Origin of the sequence: Sphingobacterium corticibacterium, assembly GCF_004208525.1 — a bacterium.
Classification (GTDB): domain Bacteria; phylum Bacteroidota; class Bacteroidia; order Sphingobacteriales; family Sphingobacteriaceae; genus Sphingobacterium; species Sphingobacterium corticibacterium.
Genome location: NZ_SGIT01000001.1, coordinates 622,469 through 649,297, shown reverse-complemented (window position 1 = coordinate 649,297; position 26,829 = coordinate 622,469). Strand labels below are relative to the sequence as shown.

24 protein-coding genes are annotated in these 26,829 nt (G+C 37.6%); 17 read left to right on the top strand and 7 right to left on the bottom strand.

The genetic code is table 11. The features are described from left to right. Positions 1-110 precede the first annotated feature (110 nt). The 6 genes from EWE74_RS02620 to EWE74_RS02600 all read left to right on the top strand — a co-directional run bounded on the left by EWE74_RS02620 (position 111) and on the right by EWE74_RS02600 (position 3,549). Entirely contained in the window at positions 111-872 is a 762-nt protein-coding gene (locus EWE74_RS02620) for a hypothetical protein (RefSeq protein ID WP_130139979.1), read from the top strand. Then, positions 872-1,282: a DUF5675 family protein gene (locus EWE74_RS02615; RefSeq protein WP_239018530.1), complete on the top strand. Its 411-nt coding sequence runs from the start codon at positions 872-874 to the stop codon at positions 1,280-1,282. The genes EWE74_RS02620 and EWE74_RS02615 overlap by 1 nt, the downstream gene beginning before the upstream one ends. Before the next feature lie 44 nt (positions 1,283-1,326). Next, positions 1,327-1,521 (top strand): hypothetical protein, encoded by a 195-nt coding sequence (locus EWE74_RS02610; protein ID WP_239018529.1) that lies wholly within the window; start codon positions 1,327-1,329, stop codon positions 1,519-1,521. Beyond that, positions 1,514-1,684 carry a hypothetical protein gene (locus EWE74_RS21060; protein WP_165384630.1) on the top strand — a complete coding sequence of 57 codons (171 nt, stop codon included), beginning with the start codon at positions 1,514-1,516 and terminating at the stop codon, positions 1,682-1,684. Before EWE74_RS02610 ends, EWE74_RS21060 begins: the two co-directional genes overlap by 8 nt. 64 nt (positions 1,685-1,748) lie before the next feature. Beyond that, positions 1,749-2,447, top strand: coding sequence for a hypothetical protein (locus EWE74_RS02605; RefSeq protein ID WP_130139977.1), 699 nt, complete (start codon positions 1,749-1,751; stop codon positions 2,445-2,447). Positions 2,448-3,186: 739 nt separating this feature from the next. Next, positions 3,187-3,549, top strand: a complete 363-nt coding sequence (locus EWE74_RS02600) for a hypothetical protein (RefSeq protein ID WP_130139976.1) — start codon at positions 3,187-3,189, stop codon at positions 3,547-3,549. On the opposite strand, the gene EWE74_RS02595 is transcribed toward EWE74_RS02600, so the two are convergent. Beyond that, the gene (locus EWE74_RS02595) at positions 3,509-6,478 is read right to left on the bottom strand and encodes a DEAD/DEAH box helicase (protein WP_239018528.1); all 2,970 of its coding nucleotides are present in this window, start codon (positions 6,476-6,478) and stop codon (positions 3,509-3,511) included. The two genes, EWE74_RS02600 and EWE74_RS02595, sit on opposite strands and share 41 nt — an antisense overlap. 200 nt (positions 6,479-6,678) lie before the next feature. Between EWE74_RS02595 and EWE74_RS02590 the strand changes: the two genes are divergently transcribed. From EWE74_RS02590 to EWE74_RS02560, 7 genes are read left to right on the top strand one after another with little or no spacing between them, the layout of a single operon-like run. After that, positions 6,679-7,479 carry a type IV toxin-antitoxin system AbiEi family antitoxin domain-containing protein gene (locus EWE74_RS02590; protein ID WP_130139975.1) on the top strand — a complete coding sequence of 267 codons (801 nt, stop codon included), beginning with the start codon at positions 6,679-6,681 and terminating at the stop codon, positions 7,477-7,479. Then, positions 7,479-8,345 carry a nucleotidyl transferase AbiEii/AbiGii toxin family protein gene (locus tag EWE74_RS02585; protein WP_130139974.1) on the top strand — a complete coding sequence of 289 codons (867 nt, stop codon included), beginning with the start codon at positions 7,479-7,481 and terminating at the stop codon, positions 8,343-8,345. Before EWE74_RS02590 ends, EWE74_RS02585 begins: the two co-directional genes overlap by 1 nt. Beyond that, positions 8,345-11,413: a type I restriction endonuclease subunit R gene (locus EWE74_RS02580; RefSeq protein WP_130139973.1), complete on the top strand. Its 3,069-nt coding sequence runs from the start codon at positions 8,345-8,347 to the stop codon at positions 11,411-11,413. The genes EWE74_RS02585 and EWE74_RS02580 overlap by 1 nt, the downstream gene beginning before the upstream one ends. A gap of 3 nt (positions 11,414-11,416) precedes the next feature. Then, the gene (locus tag EWE74_RS02575; RefSeq protein ID WP_130139972.1) at positions 11,417-13,057 is read left to right on the top strand and encodes an HsdM family class I SAM-dependent methyltransferase; all 1,641 of its coding nucleotides are present in this window, start codon (positions 11,417-11,419) and stop codon (positions 13,055-13,057) included. Beyond that, entirely contained in the window at positions 13,050-14,978 is a 1,929-nt protein-coding gene (locus tag EWE74_RS02570; RefSeq protein WP_130139971.1) for a restriction endonuclease subunit S, read from the top strand. The genes EWE74_RS02575 and EWE74_RS02570 overlap by 8 nt, the downstream gene beginning before the upstream one ends. 4 nt (positions 14,979-14,982) lie before the next feature. Beyond that, positions 14,983-16,206, top strand: a complete 1,224-nt coding sequence (locus EWE74_RS02565; RefSeq protein WP_130139970.1) for a hypothetical protein — start codon at positions 14,983-14,985, stop codon at positions 16,204-16,206. Continuing rightward, complete coding sequence (locus EWE74_RS02560) at positions 16,199-18,532, top strand: hypothetical protein (protein ID WP_130139969.1); 2,334 nt, start codon at positions 16,199-16,201, stop codon at positions 18,530-18,532. The genes EWE74_RS02565 and EWE74_RS02560 overlap by 8 nt, the downstream gene beginning before the upstream one ends. Before the next feature lie 111 nt (positions 18,533-18,643). Here the strand turns inward: EWE74_RS02560 and EWE74_RS02555 are convergent, their stop codons facing one another. Together EWE74_RS02555 and EWE74_RS02550 are read right to left on the bottom strand one after the other, a co-directional pair. After that, on the bottom strand, positions 18,644-19,435 hold the full coding sequence (locus EWE74_RS02555) for a MerR family transcriptional regulator (RefSeq protein ID WP_130139968.1): 792 nt from the start codon (positions 19,433-19,435) through the stop codon (positions 18,644-18,646). A 104-nt stretch (positions 19,436-19,539) separates the two neighbouring features. After that, on the bottom strand, positions 19,540-19,947 hold the full coding sequence (locus EWE74_RS02550) for a helix-turn-helix transcriptional regulator (RefSeq protein WP_130139967.1): 408 nt from the start codon (positions 19,945-19,947) through the stop codon (positions 19,540-19,542). 168 nt (positions 19,948-20,115) lie between these two features. On the opposite strand from EWE74_RS02550, the gene EWE74_RS02545 reads away from it, so the two are divergent. Genes EWE74_RS02545 through EWE74_RS02530 form a run of 4 tightly spaced genes read left to right on the top strand, consistent with a single transcriptional unit; the run spans position 20,116 to position 24,089 of the window. After that, positions 20,116-20,586 (top strand): hypothetical protein, encoded by a 471-nt coding sequence (locus EWE74_RS02545; RefSeq protein WP_130139966.1) that lies wholly within the window; start codon positions 20,116-20,118, stop codon positions 20,584-20,586. 10 nt (positions 20,587-20,596) lie between these two features. Further along, on the top strand, positions 20,597-21,232 hold the full coding sequence (locus EWE74_RS02540; RefSeq protein ID WP_130139965.1) for a GIN domain-containing protein: 636 nt from the start codon (positions 20,597-20,599) through the stop codon (positions 21,230-21,232). Continuing rightward, positions 21,229-22,350, top strand: a complete 1,122-nt coding sequence (locus EWE74_RS02535; RefSeq protein ID WP_130139964.1) for a hypothetical protein — start codon at positions 21,229-21,231, stop codon at positions 22,348-22,350. The genes EWE74_RS02540 and EWE74_RS02535 overlap by 4 nt, the downstream gene beginning before the upstream one ends. 8 nt (positions 22,351-22,358) lie before the next feature. Then, positions 22,359-24,089 carry a HEPN domain-containing protein gene (locus EWE74_RS02530; protein WP_130139963.1) on the top strand — a complete coding sequence of 577 codons (1,731 nt, stop codon included), beginning with the start codon at positions 22,359-22,361 and terminating at the stop codon, positions 24,087-24,089. A gap of 66 nt (positions 24,090-24,155) precedes the next feature. Here the strand turns inward: EWE74_RS02530 and EWE74_RS02525 are convergent, their stop codons facing one another. From EWE74_RS02525 to EWE74_RS02510, 4 genes are all read right to left on the bottom strand, one after another. Further along, positions 24,156-24,821, bottom strand: coding sequence for an AAA family ATPase (locus EWE74_RS02525; protein WP_130139962.1), 666 nt, complete (start codon positions 24,819-24,821; stop codon positions 24,156-24,158). After that, a complete protein-coding gene (locus EWE74_RS02520) occupies positions 24,754-25,524 on the bottom strand; it encodes a transcriptional regulator (protein WP_130139961.1) in 771 nt (256 codons plus the stop codon). The genes EWE74_RS02525 and EWE74_RS02520 overlap by 68 nt, the downstream gene beginning before the upstream one ends. A gap of 26 nt (positions 25,525-25,550) precedes the next feature. Next, the gene (locus EWE74_RS02515; RefSeq protein ID WP_130139960.1) at positions 25,551-25,823 is read right to left on the bottom strand and encodes a helix-turn-helix domain-containing protein; all 273 of its coding nucleotides are present in this window, start codon (positions 25,821-25,823) and stop codon (positions 25,551-25,553) included. A gap of 83 nt (positions 25,824-25,906) precedes the next feature. Further along, on the bottom strand, positions 25,907-26,764 hold the full coding sequence (locus EWE74_RS02510) for an RteC domain-containing protein (RefSeq protein ID WP_130139959.1): 858 nt from the start codon (positions 26,762-26,764) through the stop codon (positions 25,907-25,909). Between the last annotated feature and the right edge of the window lie 65 nt (positions 26,765-26,829).

Genomic DNA, 26,829 nt, shown 5'->3' with positions numbered 1-26,829 from the left:
ATTACCGCCATTTGGTACGCCTGCGCTTTTAGTTTGGCTTTATTATCCCAATTTTTAACCTGTAATCACTGATTAGCTGCAGCAAAGGTGAGTTTTAAAGTGAGTGTGATATGGCAAGACAATCAGGTATTATTAAATTGAAGGGTACTATCGGGGATATTACCTTTTACAAAAGTAAGGATGGCTATTTGGCCAGACAAAAAGGAGGCGTCGATAAGGAACGTTTTCATAACGATCCGAAGTTTAAGCGAACGAGGGAGAACGCAGCGGAATTTGCGCGAGCTGGTAAAGCGAGCAAGGCATTGTGTACAGCAATCCGACCGGTGTTGAACAAAACGCAGGATTCGCGCATGATCTCCCGCTTGGTCAAGTCAATGATGCAGGTAATCAAAGCTGACCAAGTCAGCGATCGAGGATTACGCAATGTGTTGGATGGCGAGTTAGTTCTTTTACAAGGATTTGATTTCAACGGAAACGCCCGCTTAAGTGCTACAGTTTACGCATCGTATACTTCAGTAATAGATCGTGCTACAGGTATATTGGAGATAAACGTGACAAGTTTTTTTCCTGATAGTCAAATAGTAGCTCCTAGAGGTACAACCCATTTTCGTTTTATATCAGCTGGTGTTGAGGTTGATTTTGAAAATGAGACCTTTAATTTGGTACAGAGTTCCTCTGCGGAAATCTCATTTGACAATTCAGTAAGAGAACCTGTGGTTTTAAGCAACGATATCGGTGTGGAGGAATCTACAAAACCGTTGTTCCTGGTATTCGGGATTGAGTTTCTGCAACAGGTTAATGGAACGTTCTACGCGTTGAACAACGGTGCATACAATGCTTTGAGTTTGGTGTTAGTTGATACTGGTGTATAATGTTGGTGGTGAAATTGTTGCGGACGTACGGTGAACAGGGCACTAATGGAGAGATTTGGATTGGCGGAGATTTGGTATGTTATGCCATTGAGTTGCCCTGGCGCGAAAACGTCCGTAACATTTCCTGTATTCCTGAAGGAACTTACCCATTGGCCAAGCGATACAGCAAAAGATTTGGATGGCACATTCTGGTAAGAGACGTGCCGATGCGAAGTGCAATTTTATTTCATTCCGCGAATAATGCAGAGAAAGAATTGCGTGGATGTATCGCTCCTGTTAGCGAATTGACTGGGGATGGCAAAGGAATAAGATCCAGAGTGGCATTTGAGAAGTTGAAAGAAGCTGTTTACGCTGCTTTGGATCAGGGACAGGATGTGGTTTTGATTGTTGAAAGAAAGGAGACAGAATGAATGTTTTAGAAAGAGCTCAGGCACCTACACCCAAATTTTTCAAGGTGCTGCGCAGTATAGGTTTGATCGTAGCGGCGGTTGGCGGAGCAATTGTTACAGTTCCTGTGGCACTTCCGGTTGCTGTGGTGACCATTGGTGGTTATTTGACTGTGGCTGGTGGTGTTTTATCTGCCATTAGCCAGATTACGGTAGATGACAAAGATAAGCCCGAAGGTTCAAAGGAGGCTCCCGATGAATAGATCAGCAGTAGGTATGGGAACTTGCGGTGGTCTGTTGATGGGAATTTTTCCATCATTGCTTATTGACGATATTTTCCGCACCGTTATACTGGCAATTGTTGGCGCGGCAGTCAGTTTTTTTGTATCTTTACTACTCGCGCATTTAGTGAAAAGAAAACGATAAAGTTGTGGTGGCTTTATTCATTAGAAAGCTCGGCAAATGCCGGGCTTTTATTATTTTAGAGTGTATGGAAAAAGAGTTTGATATTATACTAGGGAAAATTTACTTGCTTTATTATAAAGCTAAGATCTCTTTAGGAGAAGCACATCTTATCCAAACTCCGAAAGACTATTTAGAAAAATTTGAAATAGTTATGCCCTTTAAATGTGATTTGGATATTTTAGATTATTTAGTTGGTCGAAGAACCTCGACTTATAGCACGCTTTCAAATAAGTGCTGGATCTTATTTGTACTAGAGATAACTAAAATTCTTTCGTATAGAGAGTCTTTTGGAATCGGCAAGCTCTATAATAAGATTCTTAATAGAAATATTGATACGGACATACGACTGGAATGCTTTAGGCCGATATTACAGCTAATTGATAACAAATGCCAAAATGGAATAGTTAATAAATTAACGTTTCTCCGTGACAAGCATTATGCCCATACTGATGCAGAAGTTGAGCAATTGACCAGTCAGTTATTCCCAACATATAATGAAGCATGGGACATGACGTTCGTTATTGAGCAGTTTTTACGGGATATTTACGGTCAAAAAGACTCTGATGTCGATTTAGAAATCAATAGGCATTTTGACGGTTACCTAAGAGAATTTAGGAGGACTTATGAATATTTTAAAACTATACAAGATCCTATTGAAAAGATGATTTTACGAAATCATTTTGATCATGAGAAAATTCAAGCATATTTTGAATCCCAAGAATAGCTTCATTCCAAAAGAAAAAAGAGAAAAAAAGAAAGTGGTTTCTCAATGAACGGTTGGCTAATAAAGCAAGGTTTTTCGGGGAAATACGATCCGACAGCGGAGGATGGAGATTTCTCCGAAAAGCTCGTCCTTGACCTTGCTGTTTAGCCATCTCGCATTATCTTACTTTGCTTTTTTGCTTTTTATGGGCTGTTATATTTATTGTATGCATTTTTTGTTGGAAAGCTTAATTCTTCTCCTAACGGCTGGTAGCTGGCTGCAATGAGCGCAGCGGATTGCTGACCAGCTACCAAGCTTCGCGAGCCGCCTGCGAGTGGAGCGAGGGTGCCGGACCAAGAGGTACGAAGTAGCGGGGGACGGCATATGTAGGTGAGCTTGGCTGGCGGTATTTTTGATGATTTGGGTTTGTGCGTAAGGTACTCTCAAAAATAGTGACAGCCGAAAGCTCGCCTACACAAGGTGGACTAGGCATGCATGGGGAAAAGCAAGTGATGTAGAACTGGAATGGTGCTGTACAACGTAGCCGATAATGAAGCTCAGCGTAATGAAGGCGCCCCGCAGGACAGCTCCATGGAAGGACGAAGTCACTTGCCGGAGCAACTGAGCGGCAACGCAAAAATAATGACAATCTGCGCAGCACCCGGAGGGCGAATAGGCTCTACACTGTATTGGAATTGTGAAAGTGTGTGTAGTGCCTGTCGGATCGGCATTATTTTTTTGCTAAAGGAGGTTGCGATCAGTGCATTGGCCTGCCTATGGCCACCGCAGCCCGAGCGACCTGCAGGCGAGACAAACTCGAGGCGGCGGTGGATGGCGTGGTGCTACATGGAATGAAATGGAATACAGCTCCACGCCAGACAAAGTAGCCGCCTATGAGGAGGACGAACTGAACTGCATGGATGGTGACAATCTGCGCAGCACCCGAAGGGCAAATAGACGCTATCCCAATGCTTTTGGAATTGAGCACTCATGGATAGGGTCTATTTGGATTGGCGACATACTTGCTGAAGGAGGACGACGAATGCCTTATTTCCTATCCGAAGAGGAATTAAAATTCACTCTTAAAGTGTTACTTCTTCCAAAAATGCTTTCCAAAGGATAAAACCTCTATCCGGATCGCTGTAGTCATGAAGGATACGGCTAAATCTTTCGGGAGTATGGTTTTCTAAGAAAGCCTGTCTACCTTTTTCACGAATAATCTGCAGATCTTTATCTATCATCGCAACAGCGTCTTTCAAGACGGTTTTATTTTTATCTGTGTGCCAGATATAAGTCGCCTCCTCCGTATCTAAGGTTTCAAGGATGATGTGGTATTGGCTGTCTCCTGATAGAAGAAATACAAATGCAAAGGGACTAAGCACGAACCTAACCTTCATGATGCTACTCTGATGGTGATCGGCTAAGAATTGAACTTGTCGAGAATGCTTATATTTTCGTAGTTTAAGTATTTCAGATATTAATTCTTCGGCATTTGCGTATACAGTCTCGCCATTTTGCAGCTGGTCCGAGGTCAATATATTTTGCTTTTGAAAAGGTAGCTTACTTAATAGTCCCTTGTTCAGAAACTGGAATTTTACACCTTCCACAATTTCTTTATTTATTCGTTCTATATCTTCGGAAGTAGCGATTTGTGCTACCAATTTTCCGTATTCAAATTCAGCGTTTAACTGAACGTTGATGTTTTTAGATTTCAGTATCTTGATAAAGTAAGGTTTTAATACCTCAAACTCGGGCCTAATCTCCAAATTTTCGATTTGAAATTCCAAAACCGTATGCATCTCTTCTACTTTATAAGTGAAGACCACATGGCCATAATGAAACGATAGATCCTCAATGGGTATCTTGGTACTTTTTTCTAAGGTAAATAAGTGACCTATTTGAGGCTGGTAATCCATCGTTGGTTCGTCAAAAAGTGTCGCTTGTTTGGTGATTTTACGGTAATAGATATTCCGTTTTAGAAACATCTTGTCTAGATAATCGATCTGTACATCCCGATAGTCATATATAGTTGGATTGATCTCGGATCGCTGCACCCGACCGATGTATTGAATCAATTTTCCATGGAAAGCAAAGGGATAGGCCAAAAGTAGTGTGCTGATATGCTGAATATCCGAACCCTCTCCAAAATATTGACCTGTCGTAATCAGTACTTGAAAATTCCCTTCTGACAATGTTTTCCATTTCGCTTTCTTACTGCTGTCTGAATCATCTCCGCTGAGCGTTATGGTTTCATAATTTGATTTTAGCAATAGATTCAGCGTCTCGATATGTTCTTTTCTTTCGGTAATTATAACTGCCTTTTTTCCTTGGTTTAGCTCGGCGGATACATCGTCTACTATTAATCGGTTTCTTGCTGTATCATGAATTATAATTTGGGAAAGTGTTTCGAAACTGTCGGTTTTAGAATTATAGGGAACATGGAGTGTGGTATTCCGGACGATGATATTTGCCCTTTTGTAATCTTCAATTTCCTCTGGTCGGATTTCTGTAATGATATCACCGAGATAGGTGAAGATCAATTTATCATCATTATATTTCCGAAAAGGAGTCGCTGTGAGACCGTAGCAATAAACACTGTTTAGTTTTCCGACGGTGGTACGGTAAGATTCCGCTGGAATATGATGGCATTCGTCGATCAGGATTGTGCCAAATTTGTCCTGAATTGTTTCAATATGTTTTGGAAGACTTTGTATCGTTGCAACGGTTATTGTACTTACACCCAATCTTGCTTTTCCTTGGCCTATAATCCCAATTTCTTTCTTCGGTATCCCTAGGAATGATTCTATACGCTCCACCCATTGATCCAATAATTGCTTACGGTGTACGACAATAAGTGCAGGTTGTTGTTTGTCTGCAATGATTTTCAGACCGATAACAGTTTTTCCTGTTCCTGGCGGTGCGACGATTACTCCGAAATCCTTTTTTTCTACTGCGGCGACAGCATTGATTTGATGCTGTCGCAACGCGGCATTAAAAGAGAATTGGATTGTTGGGAGCTCACGTCTATTATCAACAAAGTCATGTGTTACCTGTGATTCTCTGCAGAACCTCAGCAATTTTCCAATAAACCCTCTTGGGATAAGGATTTCATTTTCGGTTTCATCGATCAATTTAAAAAACCTAGGTGTTTCAAAAGTGCTTCTCCCTGACTTTTTCTTGATGATAAAGGCTGAATTAGCAAAATTAAGTTGCTCCTTCAAAAAATTGACGAGTACAAATGGTATAGCGTGACTATTTATACGGATCGAATTGCTCAAGGTAATCTTAAGTTTTCCATCAACAACGGGTACATAGCTTTCTTTACTTCCTCCTGTTTGATTGAACAGCTCCTCTAGGTAATCCAAACTCACTCTTTTAATTTCTTTTAAATATGCGATTTGATCAGGAAATTGGGTCATCGTTTTGGGATCAATAAAGGAACTGTTGCCATTCTGTACAGCAGGTAAAGATAAGGGCAACGCAATTAGATTTCCTAACCCTTTCCCTGACAGCCGATCTTGATTTGGAAATAAACGGTCGAAGCTGGAGTTTTTCTCAAATGGCGAGAATGCACCGCATCTTTCCAAGATATGCATAAATAACTTACGACTTTTGGCTGCTGGATAAGGGCTTTCAAAGAAAATCCAGACATGTGCGCCATTGCCGGAACGGGACCGTTCAAGATAAGCAGGGATATTTTTGCCTGTACATGCTTCGAGAAATTTCAAAGCCTGTTGTTGCCAATCGGATTTATCGAAATCAGCCACTAAAAACCAAGAAGTGTTATCTTGCAACAGTGGATAAATTCCGATCTGCTGAAGGCCGTTAAGATGTTTCGTAATTTCTATTTCTGACAATGGCAGGTAAGTTTTGTGACTATAGCTTTGAAAACTCCCGCCATTAGCTTTATGTAGTCGATAATGGTATGGATCATAGCTATAGGCCGGCATGTACCCGCTTTTATTTCCCTTCTCCCAGCGTAAAGCAAATACGTCTTCGCGACCTTTAAAAAGGTTGACAAGATAGATTATGTCCTCGTTAGTGAATTCCACTTGTTTTTATTTTGGTATTAAGATAATGAATTGGAATATACATCTTAAAAATATTAATAATCTGGAACACTTTCGTTTATTCAAAGTGGTGATTGAGATTTAGTGGGAAGCGTTGCTTTTTGGGTAATTGTTCCTTATCTTTACCAATCGTGTTACGATAAGACCCATTTTTTAGGTCTTATCGTAACGCAAAAGGTAATATGGCAGACAGCGTTTATATATCAGAACATCTTACGAAGCCCCAACTTGAGTTCTTAAAGTTGCTGGACGACTATGAAGTACAGTTGTTCAAATTCTCCGAAATTGAACAGTTGCTAGAACAAAAGTTTGACAACTTAAGTGAAATCCTAGAGAATCTAGTCGACAAGGAACTACTTGTGCGAATGGAAAAAGGTAAATTTTGCAAACAAGGTTTTCGGGACGAATATGTCATCGGTACTTTCGTCGCTGAAAATAGTGCTGTCGCGTATTGGTCTGCATTAAATTTGCACGGATTGACCGAACAATTTTCTAATACCGTTTTTATTCAGACGACTAATCAAAAAAACGACAAGTCAATCTTAGGTACTTCTTATAAATTCGTTAGGATAGCACCTAATAAAAAAACAGGAATAATACACAATGGTTACGGTAACCTTCAGTATCCGATAACCGATGTAGAGAAAACAATAGTCGATTGCTTTGACCTACCTCAACATTCTGGTGGCTATGCGGAATTGATTCGAGCAGTTAGTCAAGCGCAAATGCAACCCACTAAATTAGTCGAGTATTGCAAGGCTGTGAATAATATAGCGGTTACCAAACGAATTGGCTATTTGGTTGAGCTTCTCCAAATTCCAAGCATGGAATCTTTTATAGATTTTGCCAAGATGCAGGTAAAGAATAAATATAACTTGTTTGATCCCCAGGGATTGGAAGAAGGTGAATTTGTAGCGGAATGGCGATTAAGGTTAAATATCAGCCGGGAAGAATTGTTAGACATATCCAATAAACAATACTAATGATACTGAAAAAGGAAATAGAAAAAAAAGCTTTGGAACACGAAGTGTCCAGAAGTACCATTGACAAGGATTGGGTATTAGGACATTTTGTCGATGCTATATTTTCGATAGATTCTTGCAAAGAAGCACTAATCTTCAAAGGAGGAACATGTTTAAGAAAATGTTATATCCCAGATTATCGTTTTTCAGAAGATTTAGATTTTACATCCATCAATCCAGATTTTCAATTGGATGAAGATTTGCTGCGGCAAATCATGTCATTTGTACAAGAACGTACTGGAATGCAATTACATCTGGAAAAGCTGACCAATCTTCGGCACAATGATATGCCTACTGGATATGCTGCCGTTGTCAAGTTTTGGGGAGCCGATCATTCCAAGGATCAAATTCCGCCAGATCCAGCCCGATGGAATACGTCTATTAAGATTGAAATTATTCTATACGAGAAGATGGTGTTCGAACCGACTTTGAAAACGGTCTATCATAATTATTCCGATCAGCTGAGTTCTGCAGTAGACGAAATTGCCTGCTATGATATACGAGAAGTGTTGTCTGAAAAGTTAAGAGCTTTGATACAACGCTCCTATACAGCACCTCGCGACTATTATGATATATGGTATTTATCCAAGCATGTCAATGATCTCGATTGGGCGGAGATTAAGCAGGCTTTCTTAGAGAAAATGGCATTTAAAGGACTTGAATTTACAGGAGTAGAACAATTACTTAACGCTCGGAGTGAAAATACAGTGAAAAGAGCTTGGAAATCAAGCTTGGGACATCAAATCTCTACAAAGAAATTACCTGCTTTTGACGAGGTACAAAAGGACTTGAAATTATTGTTTGATCAGATCTTCGAAACGATATAATGGCATTTAACGAAAATTCACGTGTAAAGATTCCTGCGTTATTACATTTAATGCGCTTGGGGTACACATGTATTCCTTTACGAGAACAAATTAGACGATCAGATAGTAATATATTTGAAGACATATTTTTAGAAAGTCTTCAACGCATTAACCCTGATGTAGCCTTAGAAGATCTTAAACGCTTGTTGGATGAAATAAGCTTAGAATTAGACTATGAAGATATCGGTGAAAAGTTTTATCAGCGCCTGACTGCAACTTCTGGTATTAAGCTAATTGACTTTAAGAATTTCAATAACAATAGCTTTCATGTCACAACGGAATTGATCTGTAAAAGTGGTGACGAAGAGTTTCGTCCTGACATAACGGTTTTGATCAATGGAATGCCCTTAGCTTTTGTCGAAGTCAAGAAACCTCATAACAAAGAAGGGGTTTTAGCAGAACGCAGACGGATCAATAACCGGTTTAAGCAGAAACATTTTAGAAAATTTGCCAATATCACTCAGTTAATGGTCTTTTCTAATAATATGGAATATGAAGATGGCATTGTAGAACCTGTGTTTGGTGCTTTCTATGCTACCTCTGCTTATGCTGATCTGCATTTTAATTATTTCAGAGAAGATGTAGACTATCCCGTTAAACAAGAGTTGATCAACCTATCTGAAGATCAGGAAAACTTCGTCCTAAAGGATAATAACCTATTGGTTATAAAACACAGTCCAGAATTTAAAACGAACAAGGAGCCCTATGGACCTACTCATAGAATATTAACGTCGTTGTTTAGTAGAGAACGCTTAGGCTTTATTCTACGGTATGCTATCGCCTATGTACGAGAGGAAAGCACTGTACAAAAGCATATCATGCGTTATCCGCAGGTATTTGCTAGTATGGCCATAACTGCGAAACTAGATGAAGGCAGAACAAAAGGTATTATCTGGCATACGCAAGGTTCGGGAAAAACAGCCTTGGCATACTATAATGTCAAGTATTTGACTGAATACTATCAGAAAAAACAAATTATCCCTAAGTTTTATTTTATTGTTGATCGATTGGATTTGTTGATTCAATCCTCTAATGAATTTGCAAAGCGAGGATTAAAAGTCAATCGGGTTAACTCAAGACAGGAGTTTGTTGCTGACTTAAAGGTCGTAGGCGCCATTCATAACGATAGCGGACAAGCAGAAATCACGGTTGTTAATATTCAAAAATTTAGTGAAGGATCTACTGTTTCCGATGATATCGGTTACGATATTAATACACAGCGAATTTTCTTCCTAGATGAAGCACATCGTAGCTATAATCCGAAAGGTAACTATTTGGCAAATCTGATAAATTCAGATAAAAATGCTATTAAGATCGCCTTGACGGGTACTCCTCTTTTAAAAGAAGTTGCAAAGGAATACGATTCAAAACTATTGTTTGGTAATTACATTCACAAATATTACTACAATCGCTCTATAGCTGATGGGTATACTTTACGACTTATTCGTGAAGAAATTGAAGGAAGCTTCAAGATGGAGATGAAAGAAGTGATAGAGCAGATTAAGGTACTTCGAGGAGATATCAAAACCTCAGATGTCTATGCTGACCGAAGATTTGCACAAGGTTTACTGGACTATATCACTAGAGATCTAGTCGACTTCAGGGATTACTGGCGGGATGAATCATTGGGAGGAATGGTCGTTTGTGATTCATCTAAGCAGGCTAAGATGTTATTTCAGCTGTTTGAAGAGCAATACGGCATTCAAGAAATAAATGTGCAAAATCTAGCCATCGCCGCAGAACCATCTGTTGCTTATGGGGATCGTCGTAAAGAAAAGCTGACCGCAGCCTTGATACTTCACGACGAGAATGACAAGCAGATCCGCAAAGATTTGATTGAGGCCTTTAAAAGTGGTAAGATAGATATACTATTTGTCTATAACATGCTATTGACTGGCTTTGATGCTAAACGCTTGAAAAAGCTTTATCTAGCACGAGTAATTCAGGATCACAACCTCCTACAGACCTTGACTCGTGTAAACCGCCCTTACAAAAACTATCAGTATGGTTATGTCGTGGATTTTGCAGATATCTCTACAGCATTTGATCGAACCAATCAACTCTATTTTCAGGAGTTGCAAGAACAGTTAGGCGATGAGATGGAAATGTATTCGTATCTCTTCAAATCGAAAGAGGAGATTAAAACGGAGATCAACGAAATCCAAGAAACGCTATTTCATTACGACACGGAGAACCAAGAGATTTTCTCTCAACAAATTGCTGCGATACATGATAAGCATGAATTGTTACGATTAGTCAAAGCACTGCGTACGGCCAAAGAACTGAAAAACATTATTGCGATCAATGGTTATGAAGGTCTGGGAGAATTGGTAGACTTCCATGTTCTCAACCGTTTATTGTTGGAAGCTCAAAGTCGCTTGGATAACCTGAATTTCGTAGAAAGTCTAGAAAATAGTGATGAAACCCGTAACCTTTTGGACGCAGCATTGGAAGATATTGTTTTCCAATTTATTAAAGTAGGTGAAGAGGAATTGCGATTGGCAGATGAGTACAAAGATCAACTGCGTAAAACTAGGGAAGCCTTGCAGCAAAACTTCGATACAGGAGATCCGGAGTTTATCAGTTTGAAAGAAGAATTGGAACGTATATTTCGTAAAAAAAATCTTTCTGAAACCAATCAAGAAGATATGGTCGAAAATATGCAGTTGCTCCGCAAAATATACGATCAGGCTAAAGAACTGAATCGTAAAAATGCCTTGCTACGAGCGAAGTATGATCACGATGAAAAATATGCGCGTATCCATAAGCGATTAACCGAAAAAGGTAATCTCTCTGCAAAGGAAATCCAACTGCATAGAGCTTTGATGCAAGTAAAACAAGAAGTAGATGACAAGTTAGAAGGACAAGAAGATATATTAGAAAATCAAGCTTGGTTTGACCGTTATTTGGTTAAATTGGTCGCCCAACAGTTTGTAGTGAAAGAGAATATAGAATTGGATGCAGTGATGCGTCAAAATGTAAGTAATCTGATTGGCAAAGAGTATTTCCAATTACGAGATAGTAAATAATAAATGACACACGATATTACATATACTACCAAGACCAAACAGCTAATTGACAGCTTGAAAAGCGTATGTGCCAATTATGGTTTGGGAAATGATGGTAATGAGTTTAAAATTATTACTCAGGTATTTTTATATAAATTTTTGAATGATAAATTTCGTTTTGAAGTCAAAAGACTCAAGCCTGAATTAGCCGATAATAAAGAGTTCTATCAAAATTTAAAGAACCTATACGAAAAAGAGGATGGGCAATATGAGTTATTGATGGATTTGCTCGATGAGAATGTACCACAATTAAAACCGCACCAGTTAATTTCTCACTTATACAACAATCAAAACTCAGAAGATTTTGCAAAGACCTTTGATGACACGCTTCGTGACATCAGTACGGAGAATGCCAGTGTTTTCTCCATTAAGTCTTTCTCTGGCGCGAAAGACAAGCTCTTTGATGAGTTGAGCAACTACATCACAGACTCCTCGCAAAAAGATGATTTCTGTAAAGCTTTAATTAACAAATTATTTGAGTTTAGTTTTGAGGAAAGCTTTGAAGATTATTTTACGGAGAAGTACGATTTCTTCAAAGATATATTTGAATATCTGGTAAAGGATTACAACTCCGACTCTGGTGGTAAATATGCAGAATACTATACCCCAAATGCTGTAGCGCGTATTATTGCAGATATCCTTGTGCAAGGAGATGTTAAGAAGGTTCGTTGTTACGATCCCAGTGTAGGATCGGGCTCCCTTTTGATGTCCTTGGCACATAACATAGGTGAAGATCGGTGTACTATTTATTCCGAAGATATTTCGCAGAAGTCGAGTACGATGTTGCGTTTGAATTTGATCTTGAATAACTTGACGCATAGTATTCCCAATGTGATCAAGACGAACACCATTGCGCAACCCTATTATTTAGAAAAGCAAAAATTTGATTACATCGTATCCAATCCGCCTTTTAAATTAGATTTCTCCGATTTTAGAGAAGACCTGGATACAGATCGGTTCAAAGAGCGCTTTTTTGCGGGCATTCCCAATGTCCCCAAAGCAAAAAAAGAATCCATGGCTATTTACCTACTATTTATTCAGCATATTATGCACAGTTTGAATGATACAGGTAAAGCAGCTATTGTCGTACCAACAGGATTTATTACTGCCCAAAGTGGTATAGAGAAAAAAATACGGGAGCGATTAATCGACAATGGATGGTTACGCGGTGTGGTGAGCATGCCAAGTAATATTTTTGCTAGTACAGGTACCAATGTTTCTGTGATATTCATCGATAAGCAAGCTGGGCAAGAAAAGATCGTGTTGATGGATGCTAGTAAATTGGGTGAAACGGTCAAAGAAGGTAAGAATCAGCGTACAGTACTTACGAAAGGTGAAGAGGAAAAGATTGTTAATACTTTTTCTAATAAAGAAGCTGTATTAGATCTTAGTGTGGTTGTTAATGCTGATGAGATTAAATCGAAAAACTATAGCTTCTCTGCAGGTCAATATTTTGAGGTAAAGATTGAATATGTGGATATTACTGCAGAAGAATTTGCAAATAAAATGGAGGGCTTTGAGGTAAAATTAGATGCCCTTTTTAAGGAAGGAAATAAGCTAGATGCTGAAATTCAGAAACAATTGAAAGGATTGAAGTATGAATAATCATTTTTATAAACCCTTAAAAAAATTGACTTCAAAAATCGGTAGTGGATCTACACCTAGAGGGGGGCAATCATCATATAAACAGAGTGGAATCTCCTTAATCAGAAGTCAAAATGTGCTAGATATGACATTCTCTAAAGATGGATTAGCATACATTGATGAAGATCAAGCTAGAAAATTGAATAATGTCGAAGTTTTTAAGAATGATATTTTACTGAATATAACTGGTGATTCGATTGCTAGAGTTTGTAAAGTGCCAGAAGATGTTTTACCTGCTCGAGTAAATCAACACGTTTCAATTCTTAGAACAAATGGAGAAGTTGATCCAGATTTTTTGTTATATTATTTGATCTATCGAAAAAACTATCTCCTGACAATTGGTCGTGTAGGTGGAACTAGAAATGCCTTAACAAAGGAAGCTATTGAAAAATTAGAAATTAGAATCGATAGCAAACAACAAAAAATAGCATCTGTACTTTCCTCATTAGATAAGAAGATTGAGCTGAATAATAAAATTAATGATGAACTGGAGCAAATGTCTAAGACGCTTTATGACTACTGGTTTGTGCAGTTTGATTTTCCCAATGAAGAAGGAAAACCTTACAAATCTTCCGGTGGCAAGATGGTGTATAATGAGGTGGTGAAAAGGGAGATTCCGGAGGGATGGGAAGTGAATAAGTTAAATACATTGACATCATTTCTATCAAGAGGAATATCTCCGAAATATATCGAAGGAGAGAGTGGTATACCAGTTCTTAATCAAAAGTGTATTAGAGAACATCGGGTGTTATTCGAATTTGAACGAAGACATGATAATGAAGTAAAGAACGCGTCTAGTAGATTTATAAAAAAGTATGATGTTTTAGTTAATTCTACAGGTGTTGGCACTTTAGGAAGAGTGGCATTAGTTCGTTGGCTTAATGAGGAAGAGGTCACTGTCGATTCACATGTTACGATAGTAAGGGCATTAACGGAAAAGATCAATACAGTATTTTTTGGCTATTCTCTTTTATCTAAACAAGCAGAAATAGAGAGCTTTGCAAATGGTTCAACGGGACAAGTAGAGTTAAATCGCAATCAATTATCTGATATAAATTTGGTCGTACCTCCACGAAGCTTACAAGATAGATTCTCAGAGTATTACCAGTCAATAATTGAAAAAACATCTATCAATGAACGTCTAAATTGCGAACTCGTTCAACTTCGTGATTGGCTATTACCTATGTTAATGAATGGACAGGTAAAAGTTAGTGATAATTACAATATAGATAATTCTAACATTTTAATTGCTGCGGAACCGGACGCATGTTATGGTCGAATAGAACCATTAGACATCCCTTCCAGCAGAAAGGGATTTGCAAGACAGGTTTTAGCAGGAAAAGTAGTATCAGTATTTAAAGACGATCCAAATTTTTCTAATATCAAATTTCAAAAAGTCCAGTTTCTGGCTGAGCATATCATCGAGGCAGATTTAAACCAAAATTATTACTACCAGGCAGCAGGCCCGTATGATAACTCTTTTATGAAATCGATATATGGTCATTTCAAATCACAAAAATGGTTTGAATCGCAAAATCAACGCTTCGTTCCTTTAACAAAAGAGGAAAAAATCGAGGGGTATTATCAAGGTTATTTTGCACCGGCACAGGATCGATTGGATAAGTTATTTGGTCTTTTATATCAAACAACCGAAGCTGAAGCTGAAATAATTGCGACGATCTATGCTGTCTGGAATAACAGAATTATAGAAAACACATCAATATCAGACAGTGATCTGATCGAAGACTTTTATATGTGGAGTGATCGAAAGCAGCAATACACCAATGAACAGATAATGGTTGGATTAAAATGGTTAAGAGATAATAATTTTGAGCCTAAGGGATTTGGGAAGTTAATAAAGAAAGCGAAAAGTAAAAAGTGACAATATGGAAAAAATAATCAAAATAAGAGGGAATACGACGCTTGGGGATTTCGAAAAATTGTATAATGACTTGTATTCGTCCATAAATAAAAAGGAATATGTCAGTGTCCAGATCCCTAAAAATCTTTCTAGGAATTTTTTTTCTATTACTTCCAGTCTAATTCAATTCGTTGCAACTTGGATACAATGCGGTTTTGCAAAGCGACTCATTTTGAATATAGAGTCCATAGATGAAGAAACCCTCACAAAATTGTATGAACAGGAGTTCATATTTCCATTAGTAGCTCTTTCATGGAATGATGTATTGATTGAGGATGTGAACGGAAAAAATGTACGAGCTCATTTAAGATATTATCAGAACGAATTTATTCGTAGAATGAGGAAAGTAGAGGCTATGAGAAAAGGTGAAAAATTACTATTAGCTAATCTCGATCATTTTGATAATGCGACAGGATTGCTTCCTTATCTAGAAACAAAAGATGAATTTATTGCTCAAGAACCTGATTTAAATGATAGTTTGAAACCGCCTATCATGAATCAAGTGCTTCACTATACATTAAGTTACTTCCAAAAAAATTTATCAAGTGTGTATGACGATATCATTGGTATCATATACGAACTTTTAAAAAACACCCAAGAATGGGGAAAAGAAGATAAAAGTAAAACGCCTATAACGCCAAATATTAGAGGTGTTTTTGTTAAATTCTATAAACGGAATCGAGCAAAACTTTTGGAAGAGTATGCAGATGAGAAACCCATTAGCGACTTTTTTAAGGATGAGCAAACGATTAAAAATAACACATTAGGGGAAGTGTATTTTATTGAAATGTCGGTATTTGACGCTGGTGCGGGGTTTGTTAAAAGATTCGTCGAAGAGCGCAGTGAAAGCCTACATGATATTGATGTAATTAAGAAATGCTTAATCAAAAATCAAACGTCATCAATAGGGATTTTCAAAAAAGAAAAAGGAAAGGGGTTGGACAGAATATTACGCATTTTGGATACAGGTAAAGGCTTTCTAAGGATCAAAACTGACAAATATTGCCTTTATCGTAATCTCACCAAGAACCCCTATCAAGAGATTGAGAAAGGCAATTTTCAGCAGATGGAGTTATTTGACTGGAAGACTAATTCTAAGAATAATTTTACTGAACAGAAATACAGCTCTGGAAGTGTTGTGAGCTTGCTTTACCCATTACCTCAAATCCCAGAATATACTCATGAATAACTACTATTTATATGATGTCTATTATAAGGAAGGAAAGAAACAAACATCTGCTACAGTGGTTTTCTGTCCTGGATATACTATTGATAGCATTCAGTTACAACAAGAACTAAAAACTTTTTATTCTAACCATTTTCAAACTGATAAGACTGTCATTATTGCGGGGAAGTATCTTAAAGATTTTGTGCAAACAATAGCTAATACAAAAAAGGAAATTTTCAAATATGTCCCAAAGATTGAAGAAACGTCGTTTTATGATAATCTACATGTATTGACATTCGATATTGAAGGTAATATTCAGGAAGAATCCCATGAGGATTTTAAAAAATTTAAGGGAATTGAAGTTTTTAAAACGTATTTCTTAAATCAAGGATTAACAAAAATCTTTGTAGAGAGGGGTGGTTTGGTAGAATCTACCGGAAGCCATCATCATTTTATGTTCCCATCCGGAAGAAAGCATAGCGACAAATTTTTGCGAGTAGCTAACATACTCTTGTACAGTTCGGAGATTTATTTTATTGCATTCAGCATTTTAAAACATTTTCGAACAGATTTTCACAAAGAAATATATTGTGATACGTCAGCTATCAACTCTGTGGCAATCGCACTAAATGATTTACTTAACAAGTTTATTCCAGATTCCATAAAAAGTTATCCAGTTAATAGCTTTAGGTCTTATGAAGGGCTGTATAGCGGGAAAATCAAAATAAAGAGCACTTCATTTATTTTGATTTCCGCATCCACTTCGGGCAATATTTTAGAGTACATCATACATAAGAATCCAGAGCTTAAAAAGGAAAATATAATTATACTTTTTTATCTAGATAATACTAAGCCGTCAAAAATTGCTCTTGAACAGGTTATATGCAATTTGACAAAAGACGATAAAAATCCCATCGGTATAGAGCGTTTTGATACTTATGAAAGTCACCAGAAATGTGAATTATGCTCTAAAGGATCGTATCCAATAGAAATATCGGGAGATGTATTTTTGCTGGAAAAGCCTAAAATTAACGGAATTAAGATTGATGCAAATGATATGGATGTTCAAACTTCATCAGCATTTATCAATCAGTTTATGTCATTAAAGAGACAGTCTTCAGTTATAAAAACTAACTACAAGGAAACAGGAGATGGTAGTGCGAAAAAATATGACGTTTATATTGACTATTCTTATATTATCGACAATATTTCTAGTGATAAGCGTTTTAATAAGCATAAAGAAAAGCTAGAATCGTACATTCACCAATATGTTCCGAGCAATCTTAAATACATATTATATCTGAATGATGCAGGATCTAAAAAATTGGCGCTGTATATCCATAATAAAATAAAGGGAAACTATTGTCATGAACAAACTCCTGAGATAATAAGCCAAAATCAATTTCAAGAAATAAGCAAAGATAAAATCGGTAGCATTCTAATTGTTGGATCATGTATCACAAATGGCAAAAACCTACTATATCTAAGCAGAGCTTTACGTGATTACAAACTAAGAATAGTGTATTTTGTCGGTATTATCAGACCGAACAATGATAAATCATACAAATTTCTGAAAACTAATTTAAAATACGGCAAGTATGGCCCTGAGAATAGTACTTTCGTAGAAGTTGAAAAGATTTTTTGCCCCCATCTGAATGGAGACAACTCGTGGCAAATAGAAGTTGAATTCTTAAAAAAGCATCTAAGTATAACTGATGATCAGCGAATTATTAAATTTCTAAAAGACAGGATAAGATCCATCGAGGATTGTTATTCTAATGAAGTGAGAGGTATGCATTCCAATCTTTTTTTACCGAGAATTGAAAAGGGAAAACCCAAAAAAGATTTGCGAATTAGACGAAATTCAGCGTTTTTTAATCGAGAAGATTACGCTGACCATGTGAGTCAATCGGATGTATATTTCAATATAGCATATGTACTTAACAAGTTGCGAAATTCGGATGATAATCTTCATACCTTGAAACAATCAGGTTTCGTTAGGAATGTAATATCTCCAGATAATTTGAATCGGTTTAATGATGGCATCATTCAAGCAAGTATACTAAGAGCTGCTCAACCTGAAGAGTTAAATTATCAAGTTGACGATGAGTTTTCTAAACAGCTTAAAGATATACTCCTTACCATTTTCAAATATAGAGATCAAGAACAAGGAGAAGCTCTCTTGGAATTTCTTTATGCATTATCTATTAAAAAAATTATTCTAAAACATTCACACTTGATGCAATTGATTAAAATTTTTGAAGATGAAACGAATTACATTATCAAATTTTACGTCGATATTATTCAATCTGATGTACTTGGGGAATATATTGGCGATGACGAGTAACATTTAAAATGCACTACAAGTATGAAGGCATCCAGTTTGAGTTGCACTCAACAGAAGATATATAATGCTCATCCAGCAGGCGTTAGATTATCATGAACAATAATATCAATCTCAAACATCCGGAAGACCTTGATGCCTCCGGATGTTTTGAAATGATTCGGCCATCCATCCCATTAAGGTCTTCATTTGGATAAAATCGATGAATACTTCGCTTGAATTCGTGTCGTCACCATACCGGAAGGCTGTACCATAAGGGTCAAATGTATCAAAAGTTAAAACTATATTTGTAAACCAATCAGGGCAATCTTGATCGTATTTTTCTTTAAAGCTTTTCTTAAACGTTTCAAATAGAGTTTTCAGATTATGAGTTTGCTTAGATGAACCAAATATGGCCTTTAAGTACAACTCGGTTGCATGTCGGTAATTGTAAATAGCAGGGCAAAACAAATTTCTTGATTCTTCATTCTTGAGTGCAATATCAATTAATCGATCACCGGCCAATTTGTAAGAGTTTGCGAGGTAAAATACATCCGTGAATTCTGACAATCCGCCGAATAGAACGCCGTGCTTCCATGATTCATCAATTTCATCGTGATAATCGAAAGCAAATGGACTTAATTTTAAGATTAGGTCATCTATTAACTCATCATAATGGCTATTAGAATTTAATCCTATTTTGATATGTTCTAAATCAGGTTGGTCTTCCCAATAGTAATAAATGTATGCCAGTACTCTAACATCATCTAAATTAAAGTAACGTTGATTACCCTTTACTGGGTTTGCATCACCACTCAGATATTCAGAGAAAGTCTGTGCCCAAGTTTTTACGGTAGAAGTATTTACCTTTAAAAGCTTGGCGATGTAGGAGACTGAAAATTTGTTCTGTAATATCGAACTATTCATTGTAGGATGGGAAAATGGTTTTAAAACGTTTACTAAAAAGGTGTGTTCATTCCTGCTGAACACACCTTTTTAGTGAACGTCTTTTATATAGTAATGAAGCTAAATCATTTATCCTTCAACAATTTCTCCAAGTACTCCACCTTAGATTTTTCGGCTTCCAAAAGGCGTTCGTACAATTCGACAATTTTATCGGCAGTATTAAAAGTAGGTTGGTAGTTTACCGAACTGGCAATTAAAGTCGAATTATCGCTACTAGTATTGTGATATGTATTATTAATAATATTGAACACAGCTTCTTCATCAAAATTCTCAATAGCTTCTGGAGTAACCCCTAATATTTCGGCTACCTGTGCCAATAGATCCGCTTCAATAGCTGCACTTTTTTCGATATTGGATACCGTCTGCTGACTTACGCCCAATTCAATAGCTAAAGCTTCCTGCTTCATTCCCCGCAGTTCACGGATACGGCTGATTTTTCTTCCTATATGGTTTGTCGTGTTGGTTGTACTCATAAGTCCAAAGTTAACAAATATTCAGTGTTCAAGATACGAAATATCTTCAGATGGTGCAAAACAAGGATAGCGTTGTATTACACAAGGATTGCTGGTTTTATACAAGCTGTTTTGGTTCGGTACGTGGATGATGCTGTGTTCATTTGTGTAAACCAAAATAAATTTGATATGAAGAAGAAAAAGAACCCCAGGGTTGTAACCGTGGACATGTACCACAAGTATGCTGAAATAGATGAAATGTATTCCAGTAAAGTTAGAGAGGTAAAATTGGATATTCCATCAAATTTCAGAATGTTGTGCGCCATACTGGATGTCAAGGTAGAAAAACTGCTAAAGGATTTTATGTGGATGTTAAGTTATTCCCATCATAACTCAGCTACACCTAAACAACGAAAAATAGCAAAGAAGTTCTTTCTAGCCTGCAAATATGGCCAGCCTCTGTATACTAAAAAGCAGATCAAGCAGATGTTTGATGAACTAAAGTCTGAGCGGAAAATATATGAAACCATAGAGGGTATGGATTACGAGGACATGAAGCTCTTTTGGAAAAATAATCATATGTATATGCAGCATTGGTTCAAACGTTGGTTTGAAAAGAATAGACATAAGGGGGATATTTCTATACTGGAAGAACACTAAATAAAAAATCATGAACGATTTTGATACCTTAATTATACAAACCCGGTGTAAGGTTCTACTTGCACAAGGCGACCAAATATCTTTCTCCATCAAAGAAAGCGGAGAAAAGGCGAATTGGGTAAATATATCTATTGTCAACAACCAGTTAGTTGTCTATACCAAGCCAGAATATTACGGTTATCTGATGCTACACGATTATTATCCGCAGATAACGATCACCTATAAAATCTTGACAGGATTGCAGATGCTGGATAAATGCTTTGTGCAATCAACAGAGACACTCACCCTACAAAATATGGGTATAGTCGTAAGAGAAGGGCATCTTGATATAACCGTAGATGCTTTTTCTCTCGACTGTACCATGATAAAAAATGCCTATGCAAAACTGTCCGGCAGAACAATTTTCTCACGTGTCTTGGCGCATCAGCGAAGTGTTTATGATGGATCGGAACTGGAAGTGTCGGAAGGTAATGTGCATGTCCACGACGAGGCTAAGGCGTCTATATGGTTTGAAGAGGAGCTAGAGTTTGGACTGTTCGGGCGTAGTAAAATGGATTATCGTGGAAACCCTAGAATGAAAATAGTGCAGGTAGATGAACAATGCACGCTGAAAAATATTAGTAACCCTAAAACATGCCAGCAATGAACCATATCATATACGGTGACAACAGGATTTCCTATCTAACTAAAGAAGAAATATTAAATCCGTTTTTAATTCTCAACATTTTCAACTGCAAAGCTTCGGATGATGATGTACAGGAAGTCTGCTGGACTCTATTTTCATCGGCGATAAGACCAGCATATTGGATGAAATTTGAAAGCCCTTTGTACTTATACGAATGCTTTAAACAAATTGTAAGACTGATAGAGGCCGATTATTTGATCATGCAAATCAGACCCAATTATGTCCAAAAAGTTAAGTTCGGAACGAGTGGTCTTAAGCCGACGATCCGAGCGGATGATGAATTTACGGAAGCTTTAATTGAAAGTCGGCAAGAAGCTTTTAAATTGCTCACAAAAGTCAATTCGCAGAATGGATTTTACCGTATAAAACTCGATCTATATGACTTGCTATTTGAAGGCCTGGAACCCGATTGCGTGGACTACTGTTCATCACTTCATGAGTTTATCTATGACACCTATCAGGATATAAGTAAAATAATTAGATCGCTGTTTGTCCTATCTTCAAGTGATACAGAAAGATACATATCCGAACGCGACATGACAATTTTAGAACAATACGTGGGATTTGGAATAGATACGGATTCAAGTACCTTCGGCTATTCAGACACTATTTACGATATTTTTGAAAACGAAAGTGCAAAGGATCTAATTAGTATAGCCGATCAAGCAAGAATCCTAATAGGCGAAAGTAATTACTGGCAAACTCACGGGAATCCGGGAAATGTTCTTTATTACTTCCATGAATTTCTATTTATTATAGAATCTTTTCATGAATATATAACGGATACACCGGGAATGTCTGAATTGGCAAAGATGCGGTGGCAGATCCCTGCGGACAGACTAGAGACGATTCACAATCTTTCCGGAAAGCAGAAGAAACGACCATTCAAATACGTACTAAAGGCGTTTCGCGAAAAACCGTTAAGTGAATGGCGTTCAATTTTAGAGAACTGGAAACAAGCGGTTTTAAGCAATCATACTGATTCAAAAATTCTGAATGAAGCAAGGGAGACCTATGAATTTATTGTAAAGCTGATTGAAATTACCACTATACTTGAATACCAACCTGATTTTAACTGAATACGATCATGATAGAACTGACTAATAAAAACGATCAAAATGATTTAAGGGATATTATTTTGACACTGACTTCGAAGTATAAGGTTGACTACCTTTTCCTTCTAGAGCCCCTTTCTTCAGAGAAAGAAGAGAGTTTATATGAAATTGTTATCCTTTTGTCGAACAAAGAAACTCGATCGATAGGAGAAATTGATTCACAGATCACTGTTGATCTGCGGAAATACAAAAGCTTCCATCACGTAACATTTGTCTCCGCATCGGTAAAGGAGAAATTGGTACAGGGAAATATATTCTTGTTCCATGCATGTCATCCTAACAGAACTCTTTTTAAGAATCCATCGTGTTCGTTTCAGCTTTATCCGGAGGAATTTACCGCTAAGAAGAATGCCGTCGAGTTGCGGCGTTTCTTTGATAGAGAAAACTTTAAGATTACAGAGTTTAGGGATGGATTTGATTTCTACCGGGAAAAGGGGAACCTTTCTATGGCGGCTTTCATGTTACACCAAGTGTTTGAACTCCGATACAGGTGCATGGAAATCCTAACCTTGGGAAAAGAAAAGGCGAGCCATAATATCAGAAGCCATCACCGATATCTAGGAAAGACAACGGGTATGTTAAATACGGTATTCTCTGAGGTCAATGATAATGATGACCGTCTGCTATCCCTACTGAACGAGACCTATTGTGCAGTCCGTTATGAAGATGACTTTGAAATATCGGAAGAAGATATCAATACGCTGGAGATGAAAATGAATGCGTTATTGGGGGGTACTGAAAAACTTTTTCATGAATGTTTAGCAAGCATCGAATCTGAATATATCTATAATATTAAGGTAGAGAATGATACTATATCACAGGCAGGTATTCAGTTGATGGAATTTCCGGAATATCCTTATCTAAAAGACATTCTCGAAAAAATCCTGTCTTTTTCAGACATTAAAGAAATCTATTTAATTTCTTTTTATGAACAGCAGTACAGACAGGACAATATGGAGGTTATTGGTGCGAACAAAAGATTCGTAGACTATACATTATTACTGGTGAGCGAGACGGATATCAGAGAAGAGATGTCACAACTACAAAACAGTCTGAACGGATCGCCATATTACTTTGTGCATTTATTGGGCCATAGTAAACTGGAAATTGAGGTGGATTTAAAGAAAAATAAATGGTTCTTTCAGCATGCGTTACAAAAAGCAATACTGCTCTTTAAAGACGGGAGTGGAATAAAATGGCCAACCATAAATAACATTGAACGTGTCAGCAACAAAAAGAAACTTGAGAAAATATGGCGGAATTGGGAAGAAAGATTTGAGCGGGCAGATGGTTTTCTTGAAAGTGCCAATACAATTGGGTGTGTGGAGAATATATGTAGCAAAACCTTGATGTATAATCTGGCATTAGAGCAGATCTTCCTAGGTTTGCTAGAATATTTTTACGATTACACACCCCCAAAATTTGCGCTTAGGAGTATTTTTCCCATCGTTGCCGGGATATGGGAATTTCCCCGTGAAATATTCCCAAACAACACTTCTGAAGAAAAAAAACGATGGAAGATGCTGACGGGTATTTTAACAGATATGCGAGTTAAGACGAATATTGATCTAGACTGGAGTGAACTAAGCCTGATATCAGAAAGATGTATCATCTGCAAGAAAGAGGCAAATAGGCTGGTTCAAGAACATTACGAAGCATTAAAAACAAAGTTTTCTGAGCAGGTTATTGAACTAGCCGATTAGAATTAGAAAGTTAAGCTGTTGGGCATGGATAATTTTGTAATTAGAGATTTATTCCATGCCCAATATTCATTTCCTTTTATCCGTCACCTCCTTATCAAAACCGATCAGATTCACCATTTCCCGGAGACGTGAACGCAGACGATTGCCATAAGTCTGCTCGAGCTCAGTAGCGGAAAGATTGGTCGTGATATGGGTAACCAATTTTTTTGAAACAAACAGATCGTACCGTGACAAAAGCACCTCGGCCATGACGTTACATTCGTTACCAAAGTACTTGATGTTGTTTTCGGTACCAAGATCATCAAAGCAGAAGTTTTTATATTCGGCGTTGTACAGCTTACCACGGCTGTAGCGGTGTATAACTTCATAACCATCCTGTATAAATTCAAACGTAACATCCCGTGTACTTTTCATGATATAGCGGTTTGCATTTCCGGTCAGATATCGCATCAAGTTCATCAGTGTGGTTTTGCCGCATCCTATTGGACCGGTCAACATAATGCCTTTTTCAAGATCAATTCGATGCCTGTCACATACCTCTTCGTCACGGAGAAAGTAAGCAGCCAGTTGAAGCAATATGCTTTGATCATCAGCAGATACGGCGAACCGATTTCCATAAAGTTCCTTACCCTTTCTATCAATAAACTGGAAAACCTTGCTGTAATCATAGTGGCTCGAAATAATTCTTTCGGGTGCTGGCGTGCAGCTGTTGTGCGCGATTTGATTTTCCATAATTTGCAGATTTGGTAAAATTGATGCTGTTACTGATCCAATTCTTGGCCGACGCCTTCCAGTCCTTCATCGGACTCTTACCACCAACGAGCCAGCCATTGGCCGTGTAGTGATTCATGAACCGGTGGGCTTCCTGGACAGTGGATTGATTCGCTAAGAAAAATCCTTCGACATGTTCCGGAAGTGGTGGGATTGCTATTTCTTTTTGCGCGGAACTTTTTTCTTTTTTCGGGAACAGCAGCACACCTTGATTTGAACTTGCTGTTTTTTTATTTTTCTCTTTCTTTTTATCTATCGATAGATCACTAGTATTATCATGGATAATACTAGTACTATATAGTTTATTATATGGCTCGTTTATTGGTCTTGTGGACAGCATTTGAACCGGTTCAGCGTTTGGTTCAATGTGTGCCAATTGTGGAGGAAAAAAAGTAATCGTACTTCCTTTGTACGGATTGTAAGACGGGCGATAGTCAATATACCCCTGCTTATGCAGATAAGCCATTGCTTTGTGATAAGTCGCTTTGGAATTGATCTTTCCCAGACGCATAGCGTCGTCCCGGATGATCTGTATCTGTTTGGCAAAGCGTGCTTGGTTCCATAGCTGAAAGAGAGCCATAAAAAGGCTGAGGTGCGTAGCGGAAAAATCCGCGTCAGCCTGCGCCTTATTGAAAAAGTGTGTCAGTTGCTTGATGTAGTTCATGCTTATAAAATTTGATGTGATGGACATTAATTATGTTTGTTGCCACCCTCCTCCAACAGTTTTTCAATTTCTGCAAGGGAATAGTAAATGGTGTTCCCGAACTTCTTGAACGGAATAGTTCCGTTGATGCGGTAGTTCTGCAGGGTACCTGGTGATATCTGCAGCATCTTTGCCACTTCTCTGGTCTTTAACCATTTCTTTGGTTGGTGCATTTTGCTGGATAAGAGTGTTTGGAGTTCGCTGAGCAACTCATACTTAAACCTCATGAGATCTTCTTTGGTAATAATTTCTACTGCCATGATATTTATAGATTGGTGAACAGCAAAATTCCATATTAAACAAGACTATTTTTCACAACTTGTTAACAAGTTGTGAAAAATTATTACATAAATAATTCATTGTCAGTTTCTTTAATTCGTTTGATTAGATTCTCTTTCAGGTTATCCAAGAGTTTGGTTTTGTTGATCTTGCGCGCCCGGATATCATAGAACACGCGGTTATATTGACCAAGCTCCACATTAAAAACCTGCTGGAAGTACTCGGCAATCTCCTTGATATCCGCTTTGCCATTATTAAATGTTCCTGATGCATGCAGCGCATAGATCAGTTCGATCAAATCGGTTTTGGATATGGTCCATTTTAATACGGGAGCTGGCAGAACTGCTTGTGGTATTTTTTTGCTTCCCGCACCATAGCCTTTAATCTTTTTCTTGAGATAGTGCCGCAGCATTTCAAATGCTTCCACTTTGGCGAATATATGCACAGTAGGTGTATTGTTACGTTTATCGATGTCCAGGATAAAAGAACCGGCAGGTACGAATAGGTCGTGGTCGATCCGTCGAAAAAACTGATTGTCTAACTGGCTTAGGTTGGCTTTGTAATAGTTATAGAAAAACTGCTGTTTTCGTAGTTTCTTTTTGATTTTATAGAGTGTGTTGAGATAATATTGCTTTAGCTTTTTCTTACGCAACGGAGGTTTTTTCAGTTCGATCTTCTGCACCAGCGTGTAATACTGGATCAATGCCAATAAATGGCATTTGATATTCTTGAAATAGAATATCTCTTCATCAGGAGTAATGCTTTTGTCCTGCTCGAATCTATCTTTCACGACCTGTAGCCGATCAGAAATATACCTAATCATCAGTTCGGTGATTTTGGAATAGTCATGCGCATTCGCTTGTTCGATGTCTGCTACGTAATGTTTGATTTCTTCGTTGATCGTTAGTAGAGTTTTATGCATAGTTTGGTTTTAATGGTGATCTATATCTGAATAAGATATAAAAGATATTCGCTCGTTCTGTTATC

What these genes read in the sequence shown, in the direction of transcription:
- EWE74_RS02620 (WP_130139979.1), top strand. Translation starts at nt 111, where the DNA reads ATGGCAAGACAATCAGGTATTATTAAATTGAAGGGTACTATCGGGGAT.
- EWE74_RS02615 (WP_239018530.1), top strand. Translation starts at nt 872, where the DNA reads ATGTTGGTGGTGAAATTGTTGCGGACGTACGGTGAACAGGGCACTAAT.
- EWE74_RS21060 (WP_165384630.1), top strand. Translation starts at nt 1,514, where the DNA reads ATGAATAGATCAGCAGTAGGTATGGGAACTTGCGGTGGTCTGTTGATG.
- EWE74_RS02605 (WP_130139977.1), top strand. Translation starts at nt 1,749, where the DNA reads ATGGAAAAAGAGTTTGATATTATACTAGGGAAAATTTACTTGCTTTAT.
- EWE74_RS02590 (WP_130139975.1), top strand. Translation starts at nt 6,679, where the DNA reads ATGGCAGACAGCGTTTATATATCAGAACATCTTACGAAGCCCCAACTT.
- EWE74_RS02585 (WP_130139974.1), top strand. Translation starts at nt 7,479, where the DNA reads ATGATACTGAAAAAGGAAATAGAAAAAAAAGCTTTGGAACACGAAGTG.
- EWE74_RS02580 (WP_130139973.1), top strand. Translation starts at nt 8,345, where the DNA reads ATGGCATTTAACGAAAATTCACGTGTAAAGATTCCTGCGTTATTACAT.
- EWE74_RS02575 (WP_130139972.1), top strand. Translation starts at nt 11,417, where the DNA reads ATGACACACGATATTACATATACTACCAAGACCAAACAGCTAATTGAC.
- EWE74_RS02570 (WP_130139971.1), top strand. Translation starts at nt 13,050, where the DNA reads ATGAATAATCATTTTTATAAACCCTTAAAAAAATTGACTTCAAAAATC.
- EWE74_RS02565 (WP_130139970.1), top strand. Translation starts at nt 14,983, where the DNA reads ATGGAAAAAATAATCAAAATAAGAGGGAATACGACGCTTGGGGATTTC.
- EWE74_RS02560 (WP_130139969.1), top strand. Translation starts at nt 16,199, where the DNA reads ATGAATAACTACTATTTATATGATGTCTATTATAAGGAAGGAAAGAAA.
- EWE74_RS02555 (WP_130139968.1), bottom strand. Translation starts at nt 19,435, where the DNA reads ATGAATAGTTCGATATTACAGAACAAATTTTCAGTCTCCTACATCGCC.
- EWE74_RS02550 (WP_130139967.1), bottom strand. Translation starts at nt 19,947, where the DNA reads ATGAGTACAACCAACACGACAAACCATATAGGAAGAAAAATCAGCCGT.
- EWE74_RS02545 (WP_130139966.1), top strand. Translation starts at nt 20,116, where the DNA reads ATGAAGAAGAAAAAGAACCCCAGGGTTGTAACCGTGGACATGTACCAC.
- EWE74_RS02540 (WP_130139965.1), top strand. Translation starts at nt 20,597, where the DNA reads ATGAACGATTTTGATACCTTAATTATACAAACCCGGTGTAAGGTTCTA.
- EWE74_RS02535 (WP_130139964.1), top strand. Translation starts at nt 21,229, where the DNA reads ATGAACCATATCATATACGGTGACAACAGGATTTCCTATCTAACTAAA.
- EWE74_RS02530 (WP_130139963.1), top strand. Translation starts at nt 22,359, where the DNA reads ATGATAGAACTGACTAATAAAAACGATCAAAATGATTTAAGGGATATT.
- EWE74_RS02525 (WP_130139962.1), bottom strand. Translation starts at nt 24,821, where the DNA reads ATGGAAAATCAAATCGCGCACAACAGCTGCACGCCAGCACCCGAAAGA.
- EWE74_RS02520 (WP_130139961.1), bottom strand. Translation starts at nt 25,524, where the DNA reads ATGAACTACATCAAGCAACTGACACACTTTTTCAATAAGGCGCAGGCT.
- EWE74_RS02515 (WP_130139960.1), bottom strand. Translation starts at nt 25,823, where the DNA reads ATGGCAGTAGAAATTATTACCAAAGAAGATCTCATGAGGTTTAAGTAT.
- EWE74_RS02510 (WP_130139959.1), bottom strand. Translation starts at nt 26,764, where the DNA reads ATGCATAAAACTCTACTAACGATCAACGAAGAAATCAAACATTACGTA.